Source organism: Clostridium sp. AM42-4 (assembly GCF_003480105.1).
In the GTDB taxonomy this organism is placed as follows: domain Bacteria; phylum Bacillota; class Clostridia; order Lachnospirales; family Lachnospiraceae; genus Brotaphodocola.
The window spans coordinates 23,627-45,912 of the sequence record NZ_QUIK01000005.1; the positions used below are offsets into that span (position 1 = coordinate 23,627).

General features: G+C 45.3%; 20 protein-coding genes and 2 pseudogenes. All 22 read right to left on the bottom strand.

What is annotated here, in order from left to right; all coding sequences use genetic code 11:
* Window positions 1-37 precede the first annotated feature (37 nt).
* Window positions 38-2,110, bottom strand: coding sequence for a DNA topoisomerase 3 (locus DW922_RS05130; protein ID WP_055195143.1), 2,073 nt, complete (start codon window positions 2,108-2,110; stop codon window positions 38-40).
* Complete coding sequence (locus DW922_RS05135; protein ID WP_028086446.1) at window positions 2,111-3,538, bottom strand: CD1107 family mobile element protein; 1,428 nt, start codon at window positions 3,536-3,538, stop codon at window positions 2,111-2,113.
* Entirely contained in the window at window positions 3,501-3,794 is a 294-nt protein-coding gene (locus DW922_RS05140; RefSeq protein WP_028086445.1) for a DUF4315 family protein, read from the bottom strand. Before DW922_RS05140 ends, DW922_RS05135 begins: the two co-directional genes overlap by 38 nt.
* Before the next feature lie 40 nt (window positions 3,795-3,834).
* Window positions 3,835-6,606 (bottom strand): peptidoglycan DD-metalloendopeptidase family protein, encoded by a 2,772-nt coding sequence (locus DW922_RS05145; protein WP_347521540.1) that lies wholly within the window; start codon window positions 6,604-6,606, stop codon window positions 3,835-3,837.
* Between the two features lie 48 nt (window positions 6,607-6,654).
* Window positions 6,655-6,765 (bottom strand): hypothetical protein, encoded by a 111-nt coding sequence (locus tag DW922_RS05150; RefSeq protein ID WP_008688066.1) that lies wholly within the window; start codon window positions 6,763-6,765, stop codon window positions 6,655-6,657.
* 16 nt (window positions 6,766-6,781) lie between these two features.
* Entirely contained in the window at window positions 6,782-9,238 is a 2,457-nt protein-coding gene (locus DW922_RS05155) for a VirB4-like conjugal transfer ATPase, CD1110 family (protein ID WP_195715009.1), read from the bottom strand.
* The gene (locus tag DW922_RS05160) at window positions 9,120-9,584 is read right to left on the bottom strand and encodes a PrgI family protein (RefSeq protein ID WP_044956137.1); all 465 of its coding nucleotides are present in this window, start codon (window positions 9,582-9,584) and stop codon (window positions 9,120-9,122) included. Before DW922_RS05160 ends, DW922_RS05155 begins: the two co-directional genes overlap by 119 nt.
* Window positions 9,585-9,606: 22 nt before the next feature.
* A complete protein-coding gene (locus tag DW922_RS05165; RefSeq protein ID WP_005344182.1) occupies window positions 9,607-10,476 on the bottom strand; it encodes a VirB6/TrbL-like conjugal transfer protein, CD1112 family in 870 nt (289 codons plus the stop codon).
* 12 nt (window positions 10,477-10,488) lie between these two features.
* Window positions 10,489-10,584 (bottom strand): annotated as a pseudogene (locus DW922_RS18390) (Maff2 family protein); the annotation flags it as partial.
* 85 nt (window positions 10,585-10,669) lie between these two features.
* A complete protein-coding gene (locus DW922_RS05175) occupies window positions 10,670-12,295 on the bottom strand; it encodes a recombinase family protein (protein WP_002594230.1) in 1,626 nt (541 codons plus the stop codon).
* A 127-nt stretch (window positions 12,296-12,422) separates the two neighbouring features.
* Window positions 12,423-12,617 (bottom strand): transposon-encoded TnpW family protein, encoded by a 195-nt coding sequence (locus DW922_RS05180; RefSeq protein ID WP_002594231.1) that lies wholly within the window; start codon window positions 12,615-12,617, stop codon window positions 12,423-12,425.
* Window positions 12,614-13,468: an ATP-binding protein gene (locus DW922_RS05185; RefSeq protein ID WP_002594232.1), complete on the bottom strand. Its 855-nt coding sequence runs from the start codon at window positions 13,466-13,468 to the stop codon at window positions 12,614-12,616. The genes DW922_RS05180 and DW922_RS05185 overlap by 4 nt, the downstream gene beginning before the upstream one ends.
* Window positions 13,465-14,205, bottom strand: a complete 741-nt coding sequence (locus tag DW922_RS05190) for a replication initiator protein A (protein ID WP_002594233.1) — start codon at window positions 14,203-14,205, stop codon at window positions 13,465-13,467. Before DW922_RS05190 ends, DW922_RS05185 begins: the two co-directional genes overlap by 4 nt.
* A 130-nt stretch (window positions 14,206-14,335) precedes the next feature.
* Window positions 14,336-14,722, bottom strand: a complete 387-nt coding sequence (locus DW922_RS05195) for a cysteine-rich VLP domain-containing protein (protein WP_002594234.1) — start codon at window positions 14,720-14,722, stop codon at window positions 14,336-14,338.
* Window positions 14,712-16,337, bottom strand: coding sequence for a relaxase/mobilization nuclease domain-containing protein (locus DW922_RS05200; RefSeq protein WP_002594235.1), 1,626 nt, complete (start codon window positions 16,335-16,337; stop codon window positions 14,712-14,714). The genes DW922_RS05195 and DW922_RS05200 overlap by 11 nt, the downstream gene beginning before the upstream one ends.
* On the bottom strand, window positions 16,309-16,704 hold the full coding sequence (locus DW922_RS05205; RefSeq protein WP_002594236.1) for a plasmid mobilization relaxosome protein MobC: 396 nt from the start codon (window positions 16,702-16,704) through the stop codon (window positions 16,309-16,311). The genes DW922_RS05200 and DW922_RS05205 overlap by 29 nt, the downstream gene beginning before the upstream one ends.
* A 627-nt stretch (window positions 16,705-17,331) precedes the next feature.
* Entirely contained in the window at window positions 17,332-17,820 is a 489-nt protein-coding gene (locus DW922_RS05215) for a hypothetical protein (RefSeq protein ID WP_002569239.1), read from the bottom strand.
* A 595-nt stretch (window positions 17,821-18,415) separates the two neighbouring features.
* Window positions 18,416-18,544 (bottom strand): annotated as a pseudogene (locus DW922_RS05225) (Maff2 family protein); the annotation flags it as partial.
* Window positions 18,545-18,665: 121 nt separating this feature from the next.
* Window positions 18,666-20,525 (bottom strand): VirD4-like conjugal transfer protein, CD1115 family, encoded by a 1,860-nt coding sequence (locus DW922_RS05230; protein WP_222891062.1) that lies wholly within the window; start codon window positions 20,523-20,525, stop codon window positions 18,666-18,668.
* A gap of 23 nt (window positions 20,526-20,548) precedes the next feature.
* The gene (locus DW922_RS05235; protein ID WP_026650181.1) at window positions 20,549-21,040 is read right to left on the bottom strand and encodes a PcfB family protein; all 492 of its coding nucleotides are present in this window, start codon (window positions 21,038-21,040) and stop codon (window positions 20,549-20,551) included.
* Window positions 21,041-21,110: 70 nt separating this feature from the next.
* Window positions 21,111-21,851, bottom strand: coding sequence for a phage antirepressor KilAC domain-containing protein (locus tag DW922_RS05240; RefSeq protein ID WP_118726117.1), 741 nt, complete (start codon window positions 21,849-21,851; stop codon window positions 21,111-21,113).
* On the bottom strand, window positions 21,832-22,281 hold the full coding sequence (locus tag DW922_RS05245) for a hypothetical protein (RefSeq protein WP_118726027.1): 450 nt from the start codon (window positions 22,279-22,281) through the stop codon (window positions 21,832-21,834). Before DW922_RS05245 ends, DW922_RS05240 begins: the two co-directional genes overlap by 20 nt.
* Window positions 22,282-22,286 lie beyond the last annotated feature (5 nt).

Below are 22,286 nucleotides of genomic sequence, written 5' to 3' on the forward strand. Positions count from 1 at the left end.
AAAACAGACAGTCCTTAGACTGCCTGCAATACACTACTTATCGTTGTGGAAAAATAAGATTGAACTGTACATTTCCCTCTCCGGGATCGACCATCTCCACAGTTGCTTCATACTGTCTCCCTGTTTTTCTTGATACCAGATCCTTATAATGGATTTTTCCTTTAGACAGGAACTTCTTTGCTGCCACCTTATCCATCTTTTTTCCCTGGCTTGCAAGAAATTTATCATTTTTCCATAAGGTAAAAGCACATTTCCGGTCAGAACAGTAAAAATTTACTTTTCCTTCCCTGACATCTGCTCCACAGCGGGGACATTTGCCAATGACTTCTCCTTTTGCCTTTCCCTGAAACTGATTTTTCTTCTCTTCTGAAATCCCCTGATACCTGGCAACCAGTTCCTGCATCAGCTCTGTAATCCCATTTAGGAATTCATCTGCTGTCTCTGTATTCTGGGCAATATGATTCAATGCCATTTCCCACTCTGCGGTCATCTTCGGAGATTTAATCTCATCCGGTAGAACCGTAATCAGCACATTTCCATCATCTGTCGGCACCAGATTTTTCTTTTCCCTTTTCACAAAGCCAGACTGAATCAGTTTTTCAATGATTGCTGCCCTTGTTGCAGGAGTACCAAGTCCTTTCTTTTCTGTATCTTCGGTCAGCTCTTCATTCCCTGCACGTTCCATCGCAGAAAGCAGGGTATCTTCTGTGTACTGTTTCGGTGGCTGTGTAAAATGCTCCGATACAAAAGAATCACAGGGACCATAATGCTTGCCTGCCCAGATATCCAACTCCGGCTCTTCTTTTTCTGCAATGATTCCAAAGAACTGTTTCAGTTTTTTCTCAATTGTCTTGAACCCTTCCTGTTTTGTTTTCTTTGCATTGAGATAAAACGTATGATAATTGCAGGTAATCTGACATTTATGACTCTCATAAATATAAGGATCTGCAGTTGCTGTCAGAACCCTGGCACTGATCAAATACAAAATCTTGCGGCTTCGTTCTTTCAGTTCACCAATATCTGCTTTGGCTACTTCCATGGTTGGGATAATCGCATGGTGATCGGATACTTTCTTTGAATTTAATACCTTACTCACGTCCGGTTGATATTCCAGACCTTCAGCATAAGGCATTTTCCCAAATAACATCTGAATCAGAGTTTCTGTACTTTCTCCCATCTCATCTGTCAGATACTGGCTGTCTGTTCTCGGATAAGTGACAAGCTTCTGCTCATACATCTCCTGCACAGCATCCAATGTCTGCTGTGCGGTATAGCCAAACATTCTGTTAGCTTCCCTCTGCAGGGTGGTCAGATCATAAAGCTTCGGAGGGCGGACCGTTTTCTCTTTCACATCATCCTTCTCCACTTCGCACATGCGCTCCTGACACTCTGCAGCCACTTTATCTGCATCTTCTTTTTTCTGAAAATTCTCTGTGACCGCATCCATATCGTCAAATTTGATATGAGCCATATAATATTTCTCTTTGGTAAATTCCTTGATCTTCTGATTTCGATCCACGATCATGGCAAGTGTTGGTGTCTGTACTCTTCCAACTTTCAGATTCTGGTTATACAGAACAGAAAAAAGACGGCTCGCATTGATTCCCACCAGCCAGTCAGCCTTTGCCCTGCAAAGAGCTGACTGATAGAGACTGTCATAACACGAACCGTCTTTTAATGACGCAAATCCATCTTTAATTGCCTGTTCTTCCATGGAAGAGATCCAGAGTCGCTTCATCGGCTTTTTACATCCTGCCTGCTCATACACCAGACGGAAGATCAGCTCACCTTCACGTCCTGCATCAGTGGCACAGATCACTTCATCTACTTTGGAATCTCTCATAAGTTTCTTTAAGATTCCAAACTGCTTTTTCGTACCTTCCAATACCTTATGTTTCCAACATTCTGGCACAATCGGCAGATCATCATATCTCCATTTTTTATATTTTTCATCGTATTCCGATGCATCACATAATCCAACTAGATGTCCTACGCACCAGGAAACGATATAACCGTTTCCCTCCACGTAGCCATCTTTTCTTGTTCTGGCTCCAAGCACGGAAGCCAGTGCCATCGCAACCGATGGCTTTTCTGCAATCACTAATTTCATTTACTCCTGCTCCTCTTCTTCATCTTCTAGTACCTCATCATTGAAATCTTCATCTTTCAAAACTTCTGTCCCTGCATTTTCCTGTTCTTCCTGCTCATCTGCATCGTCTACTTCCCGTTTTTCTGACTCTGAATCTTCGGATTCATTTTCATCCTCTTCCATCTCATCTTCATCATCATATTCATGTTTCGGTTTGTAGACTTTCAAGTAATAACCACCTGCCGCAGCTCCAACAGCAACCAATCCGATCAGTAGATAAGTCCCTGCCAAACTTTTGTCTTCTGGCATCTGAATTTCATCCTCTACCTTATCTTTCTCATCTGTCTCTGTCGTTTCCGGCTTTTCTTCTTCAGCCTGTTTCTCTGGTTCTGCATAAACAATATCTACTTCCGGAAGTGTCACAGAATCAGAAAGTGTGAAGTTCATCAGGTCTTTCTCACTGACTTCGGTAAGGAAATACACATTATCCTGAGATTTTGAATTGTCGATGATCAGATAAAAAATCTTACCACTCTTAGTTGAAATGGTATAAAACTCTTTTGTGCCTTCCGTAGCTGTTTTGGTAACAGAATCTGCTGTCTCGCCTTCTTTATTAAGCTGTTCCTCAATACCTGTCACTGTCCGATCATCCACAGTTCCTTTTGCATCTGTTGGCTCAGAAGCCTGTGCATCCTGCGGAAGTGGTGAAGTCGTTGTTTTCTCAGTCCCAGTTGCATCTGCACTGGTCGTGGTTGCCATCGCACCATTGCTGTCACCTGAAGTTTTCTGTTTCTCTGCCTGCTTCTTTGCCCATTCATAATAAGGATTCTGCAACACATACTTTTCAGAAGTATTTCCGGCACCATCCGTTACCGTGATTTCAATCTGTTTTGTTGTAAAATCTTTCTGTGTCAGTTGCACTCTCAGCATTCCATCCTTCAGATCTGTATAAGTGGTGCCATTAACTGTCACAGAAGTAATGCCGGAAACGGTATCATTTCCCTGAATCGTCAGTACACCATCTGTCAGAGATGCAGAAAGCGTAGGCTTTTCTGTGTCATAACACTTAATAGAGCGATTCTGCTCATAGACCTTCCCCTCACCATCTGTCACACGCACATAGACCGTCTGATTACCAGTAATGGAAATACTTCCATTCCCTGTCACATCCTGCCAGCTTCCGTCTTTCCCAGCTTTCGCTTCAATTTTTGTGATAGAAAATCCTTCTGGCATATGACTGGCATCCACAGTAATTGCGACTGCCGTTTCCCCCTGTCTCCAGCCATCTGGCTTTTCAATCGTAATTGCGGGTGCTGTATTCTCTGCCGCTAACACACTCTGTGTCTGCAACATAGGCGATGTCAAGCAAAGAATCGTTGTTGCCGCAAGCAATCCTTTTTTCACGCTATTTTTAGATTTCTTCTGTTTCATCTTCTCTAAATTCATCATCAGACCTTGTTTCCTCCTTCTGTATTTCTACCCTGCCGGGCAGTTCATTTTTCATTCTCTTTTTGAAAGCTTCCAGCTCTGGAATGCTCATATCCATTGCACGGATAATTTTTACAATTTCCAGATTTTCCGCTTCTGTTTTTGCTATCTCCGCAGCCTTGAAACGCTTTAAATCTGCTTCATATCTGGCTTTGGATGCTTCCATTTTTTCCTTGGCTTTCTCATAATCTGCCGTTGCTTTTTCAAGACTTTTCATCGCTTCTCCTTTCCGGACGGCTGTTACACCGCCCTTTTCCTTACCATCGTCCGAATCCATAGAAATGACTCTGCCAGTATGGAGAGTTGATGGACGTATACTGCACCGGATGCCCACAATGGATCATCTGACCATTGCCCACATAGATTCCGATATGCGTTACCGGAACTCCTGCATCGTAAGTACCTGTAAAGAAGATCAGATCTCCTGGCTGTGCTTCTGACTGAGATACCGGCGTACAAATGTCATACAATCCCTGTGCCGTTAATCTTCCTGTATTCCTTACACCTGAATGTGTCAGGCAGTAACTTACGAATCCAGAACAGTCAAATCCACTTGGCGAATATCCACCCCACACATACGGTGTCCCAAGATATCTCGCTGCTTCATTTAACAAACGCTGTGCTGCTTCACTGGTATATTCATTGCCGCCAAATCCTGCCCCTTCTCCTGTTTCCAGATAAAAGATCGGGTTTAACCGCTCTCCATTTTTCAGAAGTTCAATGTGAAGATGGCTTCCTGTAGAATTTCCAGTATTTCCTACAAGCCCTATCTCATCACCTTTCGTGACGGATGCTCCTGCAGATACACTCCGGCTGCTTAAATGTGCATACCGCAGTTCATAGCCTTTACTGTCCTTGATCACAACATAATTGCCATAGCTGTCGTTATAAGCAGAAGTTGTAACCGTTCCGGTCAGCCCTGCCATTACTTTTGTCCCTTCCGGTGCTCCGATATCCATACCATTATGAAGCTGATTTGCTCCTGATATTGGATGAATCCTGTATCCATAATAGCTGGTCACACTGGAATACCAGTTAAAATCAACCGGTGTTGCAAACATCTGCAAGTTGCCTTTTGTATCGTTGTAGGCACTGAACAGTTCTTTCTGGAAAAATCCCAACCTGTCCTGACAGATTGACATCAGGTTTCCACTATTTAAGGTGACATTCAGCACATCTACATCTCTTGTCCTGGTCACTTCCACTTCATTGCTTCCATTATCATCTGCCAGATAACATTCCCATGTTTGATGTCCATGTGCAGATGCTGCCGCATGACTGTCATAATAGACATCAAACTGTACACCGTATCTTGCGAAAGCTCCGGTATCTTCTACAGTATATTCGACACCATTCATAACTACCTTTGTTCCCATTGGTACAAACGGATTGGAAGCATCTACCGCTAAGGTATGATTGGCAGTTGGATATGCTCCACTGGCAGTCGGTCCTCCGCTCCAAATACCACAACAAATTGGGCAGTTACAATACCCACTGGTCACAACCTGTCCCAAAGATTCTCCAACTCTTACAGTTGCTGTCTCTGTCACAGTCTCATTGACTGCTTCTGTTTCTAACCGATACTGCAATGCAAAAAGAGCATCCAGTTCTGGCTTTACCTGTTCAAAGGTAAATTCTTCATACTTTGCTGACAGATAACTGATCAGGATAAACGGATCATGCTCAATAGGTCCGATGTTATATCGGTATTCCTCATGTCCCGGTTCTTCAGATTCCATGTTGTTGATCCGCTCCTGCAGATTAGCTTCCAGCTGTGTATAATACAATTCCGCTTCCCGGATTGCCTGATCCGATGACAGATAACTGGTCCCTGTGTAAGTGATTACATTTTGTAAAAACACTGCAGAACATGACGTGACATTCGTTATGATCAGAAACATCAATCCGATCAGAACTGCTACACTGATATACACCTTCCGATTTTCTTTAAAGAAGTTGGTGACCTTACCGCCAATCTTCTTAATATAATCAATCGTACCTTTTGTAGCTGTTCCTACTGTCTGTTCACTTCGCTTCGCTTTGGCATAATCCCATTTGATCTGTTGCTTCTGAATCTGTTTTTTCAGCTTCTTCTGCTCCTGATGGGATGCAGCCTGTGCCTGTTTCTCTTCCTGTCTTTCAAGTCTGCTTCTTTTTCTGGATGCCCACTGTTTCCTGCGTCTGGCACTTCTCTGTTCCAGCCGGTAAACACCTTCGCCGCTTTCTTCTAACTTATGGGCACCTTCTACCGCCGCATTATCGTCTTCATTTTTGCTGATCTCACGGTGCAATGCTACGGAAGTTGCACTTCCTGCTTTCTTGACAACAGAAGTTTTTTCTGTTTTCACAGATTCCCCTTCACCAAACTTCAAACGGGATTTTTTCTTTCCAGGAGTTTCTCCTTCATTTGCCTGATAGACCTGTGCTTTCTTGGAATGCTGCTTTGCTTCCTTTTTCTTTCTTGCTTCTTCATAAGAAAACTTTTTGGCTTTTTCTTTCTGTTTCTGATGGCGGAAATTGACTCCATCCGTATCCATCTGGTTCAATTTCTCCATATCTTTGTCATTTTTCACAGAAGCACCAGTTTCCTCATAAGCAAACTTCAAACGTTGTTTTTGTTTTGGCTTTTTGCTGCCACCTGTCTGATTTCTCCGGCTGTCTCCTCTGTTTTCTGATAGATCAGCACGTTTTTCTTTCAGTCTCCCTGACTGTCCGGCTTCGGATTCTTCTGCAAGTCTGGATTCTTTTCCGACTTCAGCACGGATTCTTTTTCTATTTTGCTGTTTACTACTCTGTCCAAAATCCTCACTTTGCTTCTCTGTCCGTATCAGTTCCGGTGCATCTCTGGATTTTTGCACAGAGGGTCGAATATTTTTCCCACTCCGTTCAGACTGGCGGGGAGACTTATCCACAAGGTTTTCTTCTTTTTCCCCCTGTTTTCTTCCCATCTGCACATCACCGACACGGTTACTGACACGAACAGAAGATTTATCTGTCAGGTTTTCTTCCACCAGACCATCCTTGGTCATCTTCTGGACTTTCTTGTCCCTGACTTTCATTCTCTGTTCTGCCACTGATTACTCCTCCTTCTTCGGATACCCTTTCCCTGCCTGTAATAAACAGAGAAAAGCGATGCCAAAAACAGCACCGCCACTAAAAGTTAATACATATGAAATTGCTCGTAACATTGTTTTCTCCTTTGTTTTAACCTGCTTCAGAAGTCTCCTCCAAGCGGGTTGTCATGATTTTATAGAGGGAATTCTTCGGGAATCTGTCTACAAATGGGATAATGACATTTCCATAAAACAGAAGTCCTTCACCCTCATTACTGTTGGTTACATAGGACAGCTGGGTTGGTGAGATATTCAGCTGTTTTGCCAGAATCTGCCTGTCTCCGGAAGCCTGGTTCAGCATATAAATAAAATCTGAATTTTCAAATATATTCTCGATTTCCCTGGAAGACAGCAAATCCTTAATATTCTGAGTGATGCCAGTTGGAATACCACCCCATTTACGGAATCGCTTCCAGATCTCCACACTATAAGCTGCAGTCTGTTCCTCTTTTAAGAGAAGATGGAACTCATCCACATAGTATCTGGTGGACTTATGGGCAGAACGGTTCATCGTTACCCTGTTCCAGACCTGATCCTGGATTACAAGCATCCCGATCTTTTTCAACTGCTTACCAAGCTCCTTGATATCAAAACAGACAATGCGGTTATTGATATCCACGTTTGTCTGATGATTAAATACATTCAGAGAACCTGTAACATAGATTTCCAACGAAGTGGCCAGTCGCTGTGCTTCCGGCTCTTCCTGTTTTCTCAGAAGGTTATATAAATCCTCCAGGATTGGCATCTTCTCCGGCACTGGATCGGCAAGATATTCCTGATATACTAACCGTACACAGCGGTCAATGATGGTCTTTTCTACCGGCTCCAGTCCATTCTTTCCTCCAACAATCAGCTCACACAAAGACAGAATAAAATCTGCTTTCAGTGACAGTGGATTATCTTCCTCGGAATAGTTCAGGTTCAGATCCATTGGATTGATATACTGGTCAGATACTGGCGAAACCCGAACTACCTGCCCATGCAGTGCCTGCACAAGTGCCGAATATTCGGCTTCTGGATCACAGACAATGATATCGTCTTCCGTAATCAGGAAGCAGTTTGTAATTTCCCTCTTTGCTGAGAAGGACTTACCGGAACCAGGTGTACCAAGAATCAGTCCATTCGGGTTCTTCAGACGTTTCCGATCAACCATGATCATGTTGTTGGATAATGCATTTAATCCATAATAAAGAGCTTCCCCTTCCTGAAACAGTTCCTGTGTCGTAAATGGCACGAAGATCGCTGTTGAAGATGTGGTAAGCCCTCTCTGAATTTCAATTCGATTGACTCCCAGTGGAATACAGGACATGAGTGCTGCTTCCTGCTGATAATTCAGTTGTTTTAAAGAACAGTTATATTTCTGTGCAATTCCCTGCACCTGGAAAATATTATTATCCAGCTTCTGACGCTTCTTTGCGGTATTCATTACCAGAAATGTCACAAGGAACATTCTCTCATTTCTGGACTGCAGATCTTCCAACAGGTTCTTCGCCTCTTCTCCATAGGTTACAAGGTCTGATGGAAGCACGTCCATATCATAACCGGAACGTACCGCCCGTTTCTGCTCTTCAATCTTCATCTTATCCAGATCTGAAATCTTGCTCTTGATCATTTTGATTGCTGAACTCTGATCAATGGACTGGATATGAATGTTGACATTGATGCTGTCATCCACATCCAGGAAGTCTGCAAGCATCCGGTCTGTCAGCTCCGGTGCAAGAATCTGCAGGTAACTCACACTCCCCATCGTTCTTCCCATCATAAATGTCTGATTCTTGGAAAAGTTAAAGGAAGTCGGTGCAATAAAATCTTTGGTCTTTAATCCGGTTTCCGGCAGCATCTTATACTGGAACTTAAATGGTTCAATCCGATCCTGGTTGAACACATGATATAGAATCTCCAGCCTTTCCAGACCATTTAGTGAATGTGCCTGTGCTCCCAGGACCTTAAAGTTGTTTAAGATATCTGTTTCGATTCTTTCAAGCCTTGGTCTTGCCACCTTCAGGCTTTCTGCTTCGATTCCAAAAGTGATATACTTTGTCTTCACCAGACCATTATTTCCTTTTGAAAGCTGATTTTTCAACATAGTACGGTACTCATCACGAATGGCATTGAAGTCATCGTTCTGATCAGGAATGTCAATGCTTTTCTCAAATTCTGCCACATCCACCTGCTGATTGATAAAGGACAGCTGCACACTGATGGAAGAATCAAAGTAATTTAAGAAATCACAGTAATTCTCAAATATCGTGGTCTTATCCTCATTTAAAGCAAGCTGATAGTTGATGTCATAAAACTGAATCGTCTTGGAGAAAAAGTTCTTTGTCACCTGGCAAATACCATCCTGCAGCATCCGAATATACGGAATACTCTGCTGCGCAGTTGTAGGAATATTTTTCTGTTTCCTGCGGTCCCGTTCCTGCTTCTTCCTACGCTTTTCCTGTTCTCTTTCTTTTCTGCTTTTTTTGTTTCTTCTTTCCTGACGGTTTCTTTTTTCCACCAGGGACAGACGCTCCTGCTGAGCCTCCTGCTTTGTCTTTTTTGCCATCCGGCACACCCTCCTTTTTTACAAGGGTGGAAATCTCCTGATAAAAATTTTCTGTCTTATATGGTCTTACTGCCGGACAGATAAACTTCTGTCGAATGATATTTGCCACCACTTTTTCAAAGGGAAGACCGTCTTTTTCATACATTGCCATGAAGAAAAACGGAAGCATGATCGTTACCATCAGGATGGCTGCGATACTGGAACCGATTGGTTTTCTCATGAACAGATAAAACGGAATTCCCGCAACTGCGGCAAGTGAAAAGAAAATCAGCTGCCGCTTTGTCAGATTTAACGCTACTTTTGTTTTGACCTTTGTAAGGTCTTTGGGTACTGGTACATACGCCATGTATGTGCTCCTTTCCTGCCCGTTAGTGGGCATTGAATATTGATTTGCTAAGGCTTCCGGTCTTGAATAATGAAAATGCAAGAATCACGGTATAAGCCGCTACTGAAAACATTGCTGCATGAAGGTCACTGGATATGGTCATTGCATTTACTAAAACTGCATAAATTCCCACACAGACCATCATGAAGAATCCCTGAAATGCCAGTGCGAACAAGCCTTTTAAATAGTTGTTTCCGATATTGCCCCATTCCTTATTGGTCATGGTGGCAAACGGAATTGGTGCTATGGAAGTATAAAGGTAAATCTCTATCATTCTTCCGTATAAAATAACGGTTATAATGATCGACAGAATCCGCATGGTAATACTGATCAGCAGCGTTTCCATGGATAACAAGAACAAATCCCCCAGTTCCATATCTTCCAGTGCATCCACAATCCTTGTGATTGCTTCCGATGCGTCCACTGCTGTGTTTCCGGAAATTACTCCGGCGGCATTGTTGACCACATGCTGGCCAACGTCAAAGACCGCCATCGTGATATTGAACGTATTCGTCACCAGATAAATGGCTACATACGCCTTAAAGATCCAGAGGAAAATGTTGTAAGTCTCAAATTCATGGAAATTGTTTTTCTGCGTTACCATCGTAATCAGTTCATAGCACAGGACAAATGTGATGATCAGTCCCGCAATGGGGACAATCACCGTTTGGGAAATGTTCTGGATCAGATTGAAGATTCCGGCATTCCATCCCTGCGGTGTCTGTCCCACCTGCCCGGCTATGGTTCCCACCTGCTCATTGACAGACGTGAACATGTTATCCAAACAGGACTTGATAAGCCCGATCAGGATATCCTTTATCGCTTCCGTAATTCTCTCAATGATGGTGTTCATCTACCACTCCTCTTAAGAGAACAATGTTGCCAGCTGTGGAATCAGGGTAGTTCCCAGCAGCATGATTCCGGCACCAGCCATCAGCTGTTTGATGCCCTGGCTCTTTGCTTATGTGTGATAAAGAAGTAATAGAAGTGTAAAAAATTTTGCCGTTCCTATCCGGCACATGAGGTATGTCGGATAGGTCGGGCGGTTAGGTGTCGGGCAGTTCTACCTTGCCGACAAAAGAATAATAGATTTCGATTTCCTGTCTGCGTAACTTGCCCCGGCGTTTCCCGTCAAGGGCAACGCTTTCATGGACAACGATTTTCTCCACAAACTCCCGCAGCAGAGTAGGGGTAAGTTCTTCAATGGTAGTGTGCCTGCGTACCACATTCATAAACTTTTCAGCGTTTGCGGTGGCTTCCTGCGCTTTGGAAAGTTCTTCCCGCAGTCTGGCGGCACGTTCTTTCAGTTCTTTCTGCTCGGCTTCATAGTCTGCCGACAGCTCTGTGAAACGCTCGTCCGATATGCGCCCGGTTACGCTGTCCTCATACAGCCGCTTGAAGATAGCAGATAACTCGGCTATGCGTTTCTCGGCGGCTTCCAGCTCCTTTTTCTTGGCGGCGTTCCTGCGTCTGTCCCCGTCCTCATTCTGCTCGATTAAAAGCTTCATAAACCGGGCTTCATGCTTTGCCGCATAGCTGGTAACTTTCCGCAGATTGGAGAGTACGCCAGCGGTCAAGAGGTCAGTGCGGATAAAGTGCGCTGTGCAGTCGGCGGTGCGTTTCTTGTAGCTTCCGCAGATATAACAGTCCTGCTTGCGCTTGTCCGTCTGGTATCGCTGCTGGTACATGACGCTGCCGCAGTCGGCACAAAAGAGTATGCCGGAGAACAAGCCCACTTCGTCATAACGGTTGGGGCGTTTGCGCTGCTTGCGTAACTCCTGCACCCGTTCCCACGTTTCCCGGTCAATGATAGGCTCATGGTGGTTCTCAAAAACCGCCTGCTTTTCCGGGGGATTTTCTATGCTGTGTTTCAGCTTGTAGGACGGCTTCTCGGTCTTAAAGTTTACCAGACAGCCCGTATATTCCCGGTTTTCCAGCAGATGAACCACGGTATTGGTCGCCCACTTGCACTCATAGCCGGGGTGGTAGCGGCGGGTGCTGCCCGTCCTGCGGTATTCCAGCGTCCCCGGCGTGGGGATTTGCTGCTCGGTCAGCATACGGGCTATCTTGGTCGGACCGTTCCCGGCAAGGCAAAGGCTGTAAATCTGCCGTACCACCGGGGCGGCTTCCTCGTCAATGATAAAGTTTTCGTCCTCGTCCATGAGGTAGCCATAGACGGGCTTGCTTGTGATGGGCTTTCCGCTCATGCCCTTAGAGCGTTTTACTGCCTTGATTTTCTTGCTCGTATCTCTCACCAGCCATTCGTTAAAAATGTTCCGCAGCGGGGCAAAATCATTTTCCCCCTGTGCGCTGTCCACTCCGTCATTGATAGCGATGAAGCGGACACCTTTCTGTGGGAAAATCATTTCTGTGTACATTCCCACCTGTAAGTAGTTTCGCCCTAACCTCGACATATCCTTGACGATAACTGTCCCGACTTTCCCTGCTTCAATGTCTGCAAGCATGGCTTGAAATCCGGGTCTTTGAAAGTTCGCACCGGAATAACCGTCGTCGGTGTACCAGCGCAGATTAGAAAATCCATTCTGTTTGGCATAGGTTTCCAAAATCCTCTTTTGGTTGGAAATGGAATTGCTCTCGCCTTGCAGCTCGTCCTCATGGGACAGTCTTGGGTAAAGGGCGGTAATGAGTTGCTGGGTGGTCTGTCTTAACATAAATTCCTCCGTTTCCGACAGCCAGCCCCACTATTCCGTACCTTGATTGTACCACATGGGGCGGCTGTCTGTATAGCGGCAAAAGCGTCAAATCTGCTTCTTTACGGTCGGTAAAAATGACGGTTTTTCAATCAGGCTTATCACAGGTCAAATATCCGGCGGCGGCTTCTGCTTCCAGCACTTTCATCATCTTGTCAGCGGCGGTGTCGGTCGCCCCCTCCTTGAAAAAGCCAGACACCACAAGGATTGTGTTGCCTATCCTCGTTTCGGTCACGCAGTCCGGGCGGCGGGCAGGGCGTTTGTTTCTCTGGGTGTCGGTCATAGGCAAATCTCCTTTCCGGCAAGCAGCCGTTTCAGCTGTTCCATTTTTCCCTGTGCGGCGGCTTTCCTCAAATTCTCCCCGGTAAAGCAGAGAGGGGAACACATTTCAAGCAGGCGGTCATAAATCCGGGCGTGGGCGGTGTCCTCCGGGTGCTGCAATTCCTCCAGCGTGAGGTTGGTCGTCACAATCAGCGGCTTCCTGCTCCGGTAGCGGCTGTCAATCACATTGTAGACCTGTTCCAGACCGTATTCTGTGCCACGCTCCATTCCAAAATCGTCAATGATGAGCAGGGGGAAGCTGCAAAGGCGGGAAATATATTCGTTCCTGCCCGCAAAGCTGGCGGCAAGGTCGTTTAATATTGCTGCAAAGTTTGTCATGCACACCGGGACTTCCTGCTCCATGAGGGCGTTTGCAATACACCCGGCAAAATAGCTTTTCCCAGTGCCTACCCTGCCCCACAAGAGCAGCCCGTAGTTCCCGTCCTTTATCTGTTCCCAGCGTGCCACATATCCGGCGGCGTTCTTCATCTGCGGGCAGCTGCCGTTATCGTTGGCAAATGTCCAGTCCTGCATGGTCTTGTCTGTAAAGCCCTGCCGTTTCAGCCGTTCCACCGTTTCAAGGTGGCTGCGCCGCTTCTCGGCGGCTTCCCGTTCCTTACGGGCTGCCCGCTGGCAGTCGCACTCTGACGGGTGGCGGTCACGCCCGAAAAAGGTCTTGCCCTCCGGGAAATAGGCTTCTTTGGGTTTCCGGCATTTGCCGCAGTATAAAAGCCCGTCCTCCCCGGTGTAATCCTCCGGCTCGGCTGTGGTGTCGGTCATAGGCAGTATGGTGTTGTGGATTGTATCGGTCATAGGCTTTCTCCCTCCTTGAATGAATAGTCCGGTATGCCTTTCTTTGGCTTCTCTTTGGCAGCGTCCTCCTGCGCCCACTTGTAAATGGTGGCTGCATGGCTCTGGTACTGCTTCCCGGTGGAAGCGATGTGGCAGGAAAGGCGGTCAAGGTAATACTCCCACTTGCCGGGGAAGTCCTGTTCCAGCTCCAAAAGTTCTGTGTCAGAAAGAAATACATTTTTATATCTGCCATAAGCGGCGGGGGGCTGCCCCTCACTCGCTCCTTTTGTTTGGCTCTCTATTAGGTTGTTTATATTAGTTTGGTTAGGGGACGGTTTTCCGACCGTCATAAGGTCAGTTTTCCGGCTGTCAGTTGGTCGGTTTCCCGCCCTTATGAGGGGCGGTTTTCCGTCCGTCAGTTGGTCGGAAAACTGTACCACTGGGATAGGCGGCACTTTCACATACAGACGGTTGGCGGCAGAAAAGCCCGTCCGTCTGCGTTCCAGCAGCCCGGCAGCGTCCAGTTCGTTCAGTGCGCCCTTTATGGTGGTGCAGCCTTTATCCAGCATTTCCGCTATCTCTGCTATGGGGTAGACAATGTATGTCCGTCCCTCGCTGTCCTGCCAGCCGTTCTTCTGCGAAAGGGTGGAACGGTCTAACAGCAGCGCATATAACTCTCTTGCGGTGTGGGATAGGTCTGTTTCCAGCAGGAAACGGGGGTAAGGCAGGTAAGCGGGCAGCTCCGTTCCTGCGGTCATATAATCAGCGATAGGGTTCACCTCCTTGTGGTGTCTGTCTGTGGGTTCTGTTACGCTTTTAGGGGGCGTTTTTAAGGGAAAAGGATAAATGTATCACGCACCCTTTGACACCCTCCAAAAAAGCCTTGATTTATGCGGGTTTGAAATGCCCTAAAGCGTGACATTTCTCCCTTTGTTTCCGCTTCCGTTTGGCGGCGTTTATCCGCTTCATGCGTCCGGCGCAGTCCGGGCAGTATTTCCCCCGGTTGGATTTTGGGAAGAAGAACGCCCCGCAGACAGCGCAGCGTTTCCGGCTTCCCCGGCGCAAGAGGGCGGCTTCCAGTGCTTCATCAAGGGGCAGGACAGCGGCGGTAAACCAGCGGCAGAGCAGCGAATAGCTGATACTCTGTACACACACGCAAGGCTCGCCGTCCTCCAACAGCAGGCAGTTCCCGCTGTCATAGTTGCAGCACTCATGCACAAGGCGGCGGGCTGCCCGGTACTGGCGGTAGTCCATGCGGGGGATATTACCGTTCATGGCTCTGCTCCTTTCTGCGCTGCGGCTCGCTCCGGCGTAAAATCTGGTCGATATTGCCCTTGACAGTCTGCAAGCGGCGGTACTCCTCCCGTTTTGCCCGGTAATCGTTGTAGCCGCTGTTTTTCTCTTTGATAAGGCTTTCAATCTCTGCTTGCAGGGATTTATAGCTCGGCAGCTTGGAAATGCCGTTCTCCCTGAAATAGCGGGCGGCTGCGTCTGCTATGATAAAGTCACTTTCATGCTTCTGACGGTAGGCTGCTTTTGCTTTGGCGTTTTTCTGCTGTTTCAGCCCGTCCCGGACAGGGCGGGTCTTGGAATAGGCAAGCACCTGCCGTTGCAGCTCCTTTTTCCCGTTCAGCGTCTTTTCCACCTGCTTCAACCACGCAAGGCTTTCCTGCATGGCGGCATAGGCGGCAGAACAGGCTTCGTCCAGTTCCTCCGGGGAGGAAAAGCCGTACTGCTGATAGGCGGTAACGGTAGCTGCCATTTGCTTTAGGTTGTGCTTTGCCGCCCAGCGGTCATAGCCCACGCCCTTGCCCTCGGCTCGCTTGGCTTCCCGGTCAACCATGCGCTGCAAGGTGTTGTCTGCCGGGGTGGTTTTTGCAGCTTTTTCCCCTTGTAACGGCTTTTTAACTGCGGCAGGGTATTCGGGTATGGCTTTGGTCTGTTCGGCAGCTCTGTGGGCGTTCTGCGTGAGCAGGGCAAGGACAGCAGCCTTGTCAAAATCGTCCCCCAGCTTTCGGGCTGTGATAGGCTTTGTCCTGTCCGGCGTGAGGTAGGAAAGCCGCCCCCGGCTCTCCTTGACGGTCACACCCTCCCGCAGCAAAAGGGAAGAAAACTCGTCAAAGCTGCCAGCTTGGGAAAGTGCCTGCCGTATCGTCCGGCGCAGCTTCGCCTTGTCCGTTTCAAACTTGGTGGGCTTGGTCGGCTGTCCGGCGGCTTCTCTGGCGGCGTTCTCTTTGTCAAGGGCAAGCTGCCCTTTCTTTGCCGCCCAGTATTCCCGTTCGGTTATCCGTTCCTTGCTGCCGTTCAAGAGGTCGATTTGGTAAAGCCCCTCCCGGTGGCACATTTCCATGACTTCGCTCTTGAAATATTCCATAGCGGCGTTGGTGCAGCGGTGCTTGCAGCCCTCCAGCGTGTCGGCTGGTCTGTCCATGTAGGGCAGAAGCGGGACTTCGTAAATCCGCAGGGAGTTGATGACGATATGCACATGGATATTCCCGCTGTGGTTATGCCCGTCCGGGTGGGTGCAGATTAGGGCTTGGTGTCCGGGGAAATGCTCCTTGCAGAACTGCTCGCCCAGCTCCTGCGCCCGGTCTACGGTCAAGCCGTTGTCTGTCCCGTCCCGTGGGTCAAAGCTGATGATATAGTGGTGGCTTTTCACATCTTCCCGTTTTTGGTTTTTCTCATAGCGGAGATTGGCTCGCATACAGGCAACAGCGAAATCCTCGCCCCCGCAGTTGAGGGAAGAAATGCGGTAATCCTCCCTCGGTATCAGCCGCCCGTTTTCATCAAGGGTGGCTTTCATGGTAAACTCGTCATGCTCAAATGTGAGATAGGCTTCCGCTGCGCCATAGTCGGCGTTTTTAGAGCTGATATGTTTGAATGTTGCCAACAGCGTCACCCACTTTCTGCAAGACTTCAAACTTTAGGGCAGCAAGGTCGGAAACCGCCGCCCGTACCTCCCCGGCAAGCTGCGGATAGGGACTGTGCCACTCGTTCAGCGTCCGGGCTATCTGGTTTAAGTTGCCGCCGATCCTCCCGTATTCGGCGGTCAGCTTCCCGACAGCGGCAAGCAGCTCGTCATTGATGGGGGAAACGGTTATGATGGGGCGTATGGCTGCCCCGGTTATGGCTTGCCGGATAAACTCGGCTTGGCTCATGTGGTAAGCAGAAAGCCGCTGGGCAAACTCGGCGTATTCTTCCTCGGTCATGCGTGTTTTGACTACCCGGCTGCGGTGCGGCGTGTTGTATCGTTTCATAGGTGGTTGACCTCCTTTCTGTGCGTGGTGTCCTCTCACTAATAGGAGAAAAACAGGGTGTGAAGCGGAACTGTTTTTGAAAAATCCGAAAAATATTTTGAGGGGTTTTTCAGCGGCGCAAGCCGCATAAGCAGGGTTTGGGGAAGGCACTCCCCAACAAGATTCCCGCAGGGGCAAAATGAGCGATAAGCGAATTTTGGCACCTCGGTAGAATCTTGCTCTAAGAAACTGCCGGCCTGCCGTTCACTTGCTACTGCCACTTTTTCAGAAAATCTATAACCAGCTTTTTTTATAAAAGGCTGCGGGCTGGCGTTTTTCCCTTACTCCCTACAAACCACAAAAGAGCAGAATGGACGGACTTTCCGGCAAGAACTTTTCCGGCGGCTCGGTCTTTCCCGACAATAAGGCGTTTCGGAAGCTGCGTTTTGCCCGCTGTCTGAAAAAAATGGCAGCCTTTTTTGGTTTCACTGTCTAATACGGAACTTTTGGAAATTTGCCAAAAATGGACGCAAAAAAAGCAGCAAATCTTTTTCGGATTTACTGCTTCATGTGCCGCTGCGGTGCGGCGGGATGGATATTCAGTTGAAATAAAAGAGGATGGTGGTACTTTAGTCTATCGACTCTTTACTAACTATTAGGTAATCTTGAAAGATTTTCCTTGAATTTATCTAAAGAATGTTCATTGTTTCCCGCAAAAATAAGTGGAATTGTATATTCATATGATATGCCATTTTCATAGTCCGATAATTGTATTTTTATAGTATCATCCCTCTCATCTTTAGGTGCTATATATATGAATGAATTTTTATTTATATCAGATATTTTCCCTTTTTCAGAAGAAACAGTATAACCCCAGTCTGTTAAATTTGTCTTTATTGTAACTTCTGTTTCTGTTTCTTTTCTAGTCTGCAATGCTGTTTTATCGATTTGGATATCAAAAGGAGTCGAACCTAACAATTCACTGTTTATATTTACAAGTTCTTCTCCATTTGTTTTAGAAATATTAGATTCATCTTCATAATTTTGTTGAGATTCATCTTTTGGTGTTTCTCTGTTACATCCTAATAAAAAGCATAAAATAATTAGTACTAATACAGAAAGTTGTTTTTTTTGCATTTATTTCTCCTTTCATATTATCAAAGAAAGCACTGAGAGTACTTTCAAGAAATTATGAAATATTCTCAATGCTTTCTATTTTTTGATTATAAACTTGCCGGTAATGATACTATGTTAATTTATCTCTTTCGCGTAACCTTTGTTGCAATATACACATGCACCATTCACCCATTTGTGAGACATTTCAATCGTCTCAACTTCATAAATGCTTACTTCTCCACAAATTAAACATTGTTTGTAATTATATACATGACGTGTCGCACATTTATCCCAGTCATCATATATACCAGGCATTTCATCTTCATATCCATAGTACTGGGGAGAACCCCAACTATGAGTATGAGCGGCAAATACAGTCATTGGAGCAGCTACAATTCCAGCTACTACTGAAAGTGCTAAAATAGATTTTCTTAAATTTATAAGTTCCTCCCTTTCCTTAAAAATACATAGCTCTTTGTTACATTGTCATTTTAACATAATAATTGGTAAAATGCAATAATTTATTTTCTATTTACGAGAAAATACTGTGCATATTATCTTATTTAGGAATAGTTAAGGCGGCTACCTAAATCTTTTTATTACTTTACCGCACATGAGCATTAGCACCGGGATTGTCGTTTCCATATCCTTCCAGAAGGTTTACGACACCCCACACGCCAAGACCTGCGCCGATTGCGACTACAAGAGTTTTTAAAGTTGTAATTGCACTGCTAAAAAATGCCATATACATTCACCAAAACTGACTTCTTTCAGGTGTTTACGGGAACGAAAATACACCGACTAAAAAGCCGGTGCACCTAATGTCAGTTATTCCTTTCCTCATTATTTTCTGTTCATTCCCAAGGTTACTCCGACAGTTCTACATGAATTACTTCCACCTCTTCTTCAGATTTCGGTGTGTACTGCGGATTTAACTCTTTCTCTACTTTGTACCGGTTCTTCTCGTTTTCATCTGCAAGAAGCCGATAGTTTTTGTGTTTCGTGATATCATATTTGTCCGAGAAAAATGGTCTGGCACCACGGATCTGCAGGATACATTTTCCACCATCCATGACTGCAATCTCATCTTCTGTCATCAGCTGTTTGCCTGTTTTCTGGTAATTCAATCCAAAGGACTTCTGATTGCTCCTCGTTTCCGAAGTGTTATACAGGTCAATGGTTTCCTTACCCAGAAGCTCGCTCATTTCCTTTAAGGTAGTTTTCTCTTTTCCTCCAAGAAATAGTGTGGTATCACAGTTACCCAGAATAGTATCTGCACTATCCTTATACATTGCCTTTAGCTGACTCTGTGACTGCAAAATAATAGAAGCAGAGATTTCCCTGCTTCGGATGGTTGCAATCAGCTTGTCAAACTGAGGAATTTGTCCAATATTGGCAAACTCATCAGCAATGACACGCACATGAACTGGCAGTCTTCCACCATATTCATCATCTGCTTTGTCACAAAGCAGATTGAAAAGCTGTGACTGTAACATGGCAATCACAAAGTTAAATGTTGTATCTGTATCGGACATAATCAAAAACAAGGCTGTCTTCCTGTCCCCGATCTTATCCAGTTCCATTTCATCATAAGACATGATCTCACGAAGTTCTGCTATATCAAATGGTGCCAGCCTCGCACCACAGGAAATAAGAATACTTTTGGCTGTTTTGCCAGCCGCCATTTTGTATTTTTTATACTGTCTGACCGCAAAGTGCTGCGGATCTCTTTCTTCCAGTTCCTGGAACATCATATCCACTGGATTCTGGTAAGTTTCATCCTCTTCACGGGTTTCGCTTTCATTCAAAAGATCCAGAAGGGTATTCAGATTCTTTTCCTCTTCATCTCCTTCATACCAGATAAAAGCAATCAATGCCGTGTACAACAGCTTCTCTGCTTTCACCCAAAAATCTTCGGAAGCTTTTTCCCCTTCGCCTTTGGTATTAACAATAATTGTTGTAACCAGCTTCAGGATATCTTTTTCAGACCGTATATAAGCAAATGGATTGTAATGAAGCGATTTGGAAAAGTTGATAGTATTCAGAACCTTAATCACATATGGTTCGTGTACCACTTTTCCTGATTTATCTTTCATAATATTTCCATTCTTATCTTTCTTAGGTGGTCCCTTTGCTAACATCTTCCCGCACTCCTCGATCAGAGTGCCTTTCGGATCTGTAATGACCATGGAACAGTTCATCTGCATGACTGACGGCTTAACGAAAAATCGAGTTTTTCCGGAACCACTGCCGCCAATGACCACTATATTTTTATTTCTTGCATACTTTGGCTGTTTAGGTCTACTTTCCATAGTCAATGCTTCTGTTGCTGTTAATGGAATATTCATCCAGGGATCTTCCGACATATAAGGTTTAATATCCTCAGCGTTTCCCCATCTGGCTGAACCATACTCGATTCCTTTCCGGAGTTTCTTTGCATCTGACTGTTTCTGCCATACCAGTAATTTCAGAATGACAGCTGCTACAATTCCTGTCAGCATATCACGCCAGTTAAAACTTGGCTGCAATCCAGTAAGAATCCTGTCTGCATGTTCCATCGCATATAATAGCTTGTTCCCAATATCTTCTCCCAGACTGTTTCTGTAAAGAAATGATGCCCGATTTGTATAAAAAGCAGTTAAGATATATGGGATATTGGTAAGAACCAGTTTCTTTTTATCCAGGGCGGACAGCCTGACCCTGATCTTATTCTTCCATTTTTGCATCAGATTTTTACCGATTTGCTTTTTCATCGGCTCTGCTCCTGATGCCGGTTCTTTACTTTGTCCTTCGATTTCTTTGGCATCATTGCTCTGTAAGTTGCAAGACGCTTGTGAATAGAAGGCTTATTCGCTTTTTGAATCTGTTTCTGGGAAAACTCACGGAAAGCAGCATTGAGGGCATCCTGATCACGTCCTTTAAAAAACACCAGATACATCGGTGGATCTTTACTCTTATCTTTTTTCAAAGCATAATTGATCCCGTATTTTCTGGCATAACGTTCAAAGGACTTGATATTCTTATTTGTGATCTCGATATTGACCATCCCGGCATTTTGTTTTGCCAGCTCTTTTACCGTGACCTTTCCCTGTTTCGGCTGATTCTTCTTCGCTTTCTTCTCTACCGATTTCTGCTTCTGATGACGCAGATAAGCAGCAAGAACCTTTTTCAATAAATCTGCTGTTACTTTGGTAGTCCGAATGCAGAACGTGACCGTTTTCTGAGTTACCTCTTCCTGCATGATTTTCCCTCCTTTCAGCGATTTAACTGCTGTCCAGATCTGTAATCATGGCAACCACCTCCTTCATTCTTTACTCTTCCTCCGCACACAACGCTTTAAAAAATTCTTTTCCTTTTGGTGTAACCAATGTCTGTGAACCAAGATGTCCATTGTTAAAATAGTCTTTTACAATAAACAGATCATTGTTCTTCTCCACCGCATAGGGTAACAGCGTGCCGGATGGACTCCTATATAGAAATCCTCTATTTAAAAGAAGTTTCACAAATTTTCTTTCTGGAAATTCAATCTCTTTTGCCGTCGTTCGAATATTGGTGCATTCTCCTGTAATCATGAAATGATCATAATAATCTGCTTTTGGCTGCATATCCTTTACACGATTTTGCAATTCTCGATTTCGATTGTTTTCTGCCAAAAGTCTCTCGGCAAATTCCAAAAGAAGTTCCGGGTTATCTTTTACCCTGTCTAAAAGATCGGTCTCTAAATATCCGCCTGTTTTCCTAATAGCCGGAAGTACCTCATCAAATACCCACTTCTCAAAATTCTGTGCTGACTTTAAACGACTTTTTGTAATCAGCCGATATACATCTCCCTCTGGAATAAAAATCATTGGCTGTACCCCACCTGATGTAAGGACGCCCCGTTTCAGGGCCCCCTTGCAATGAACATTTATCGCATTTCTTGGTTTTGCATATCCCAAAGCAAATGCTACATCCATTCCAGAAAATAAAAGTCTGCCTCCATCTTCAATCATACGGATGGAACCAAACTCCGAATTGTGAAACTCTGTGATTTTATAATCCGTCTTCTCCATCCTCTTCTCCATCCTCTTCTCCTCCTGAACCGGCAAGTAACATCAAACCATTTTCAATGATTGTGCTCCTAATAAACTCTGCTACATTCACGGTTAAATAACCAAGATATTCTGCAAGGAAACTACTATATTCCTCTTCTGTCAACAATTCCTCCAGTGCTTCCAAATGAGCTGTCACTTTAGAAGTCTGCTTTCCGCCAAGCAGCTTGCCTAATATTTCTGTAAATTCCTCTGTGTCACATGACTCAAACATACATAAGATCATCTCCATTGTTGTTTCCAAAACTAAACGATCCATTTTCATTTTTGTCAGCTCTTCCATTGTTTTCATGGAAGTCATAAGTGCATCGCTTGTCATATGTTCTGTATTGATTCTTCCTTCTGAATCAACCAATCCTATTGCAAATAATTCTAAAAAGTATTTTCTCATAAATC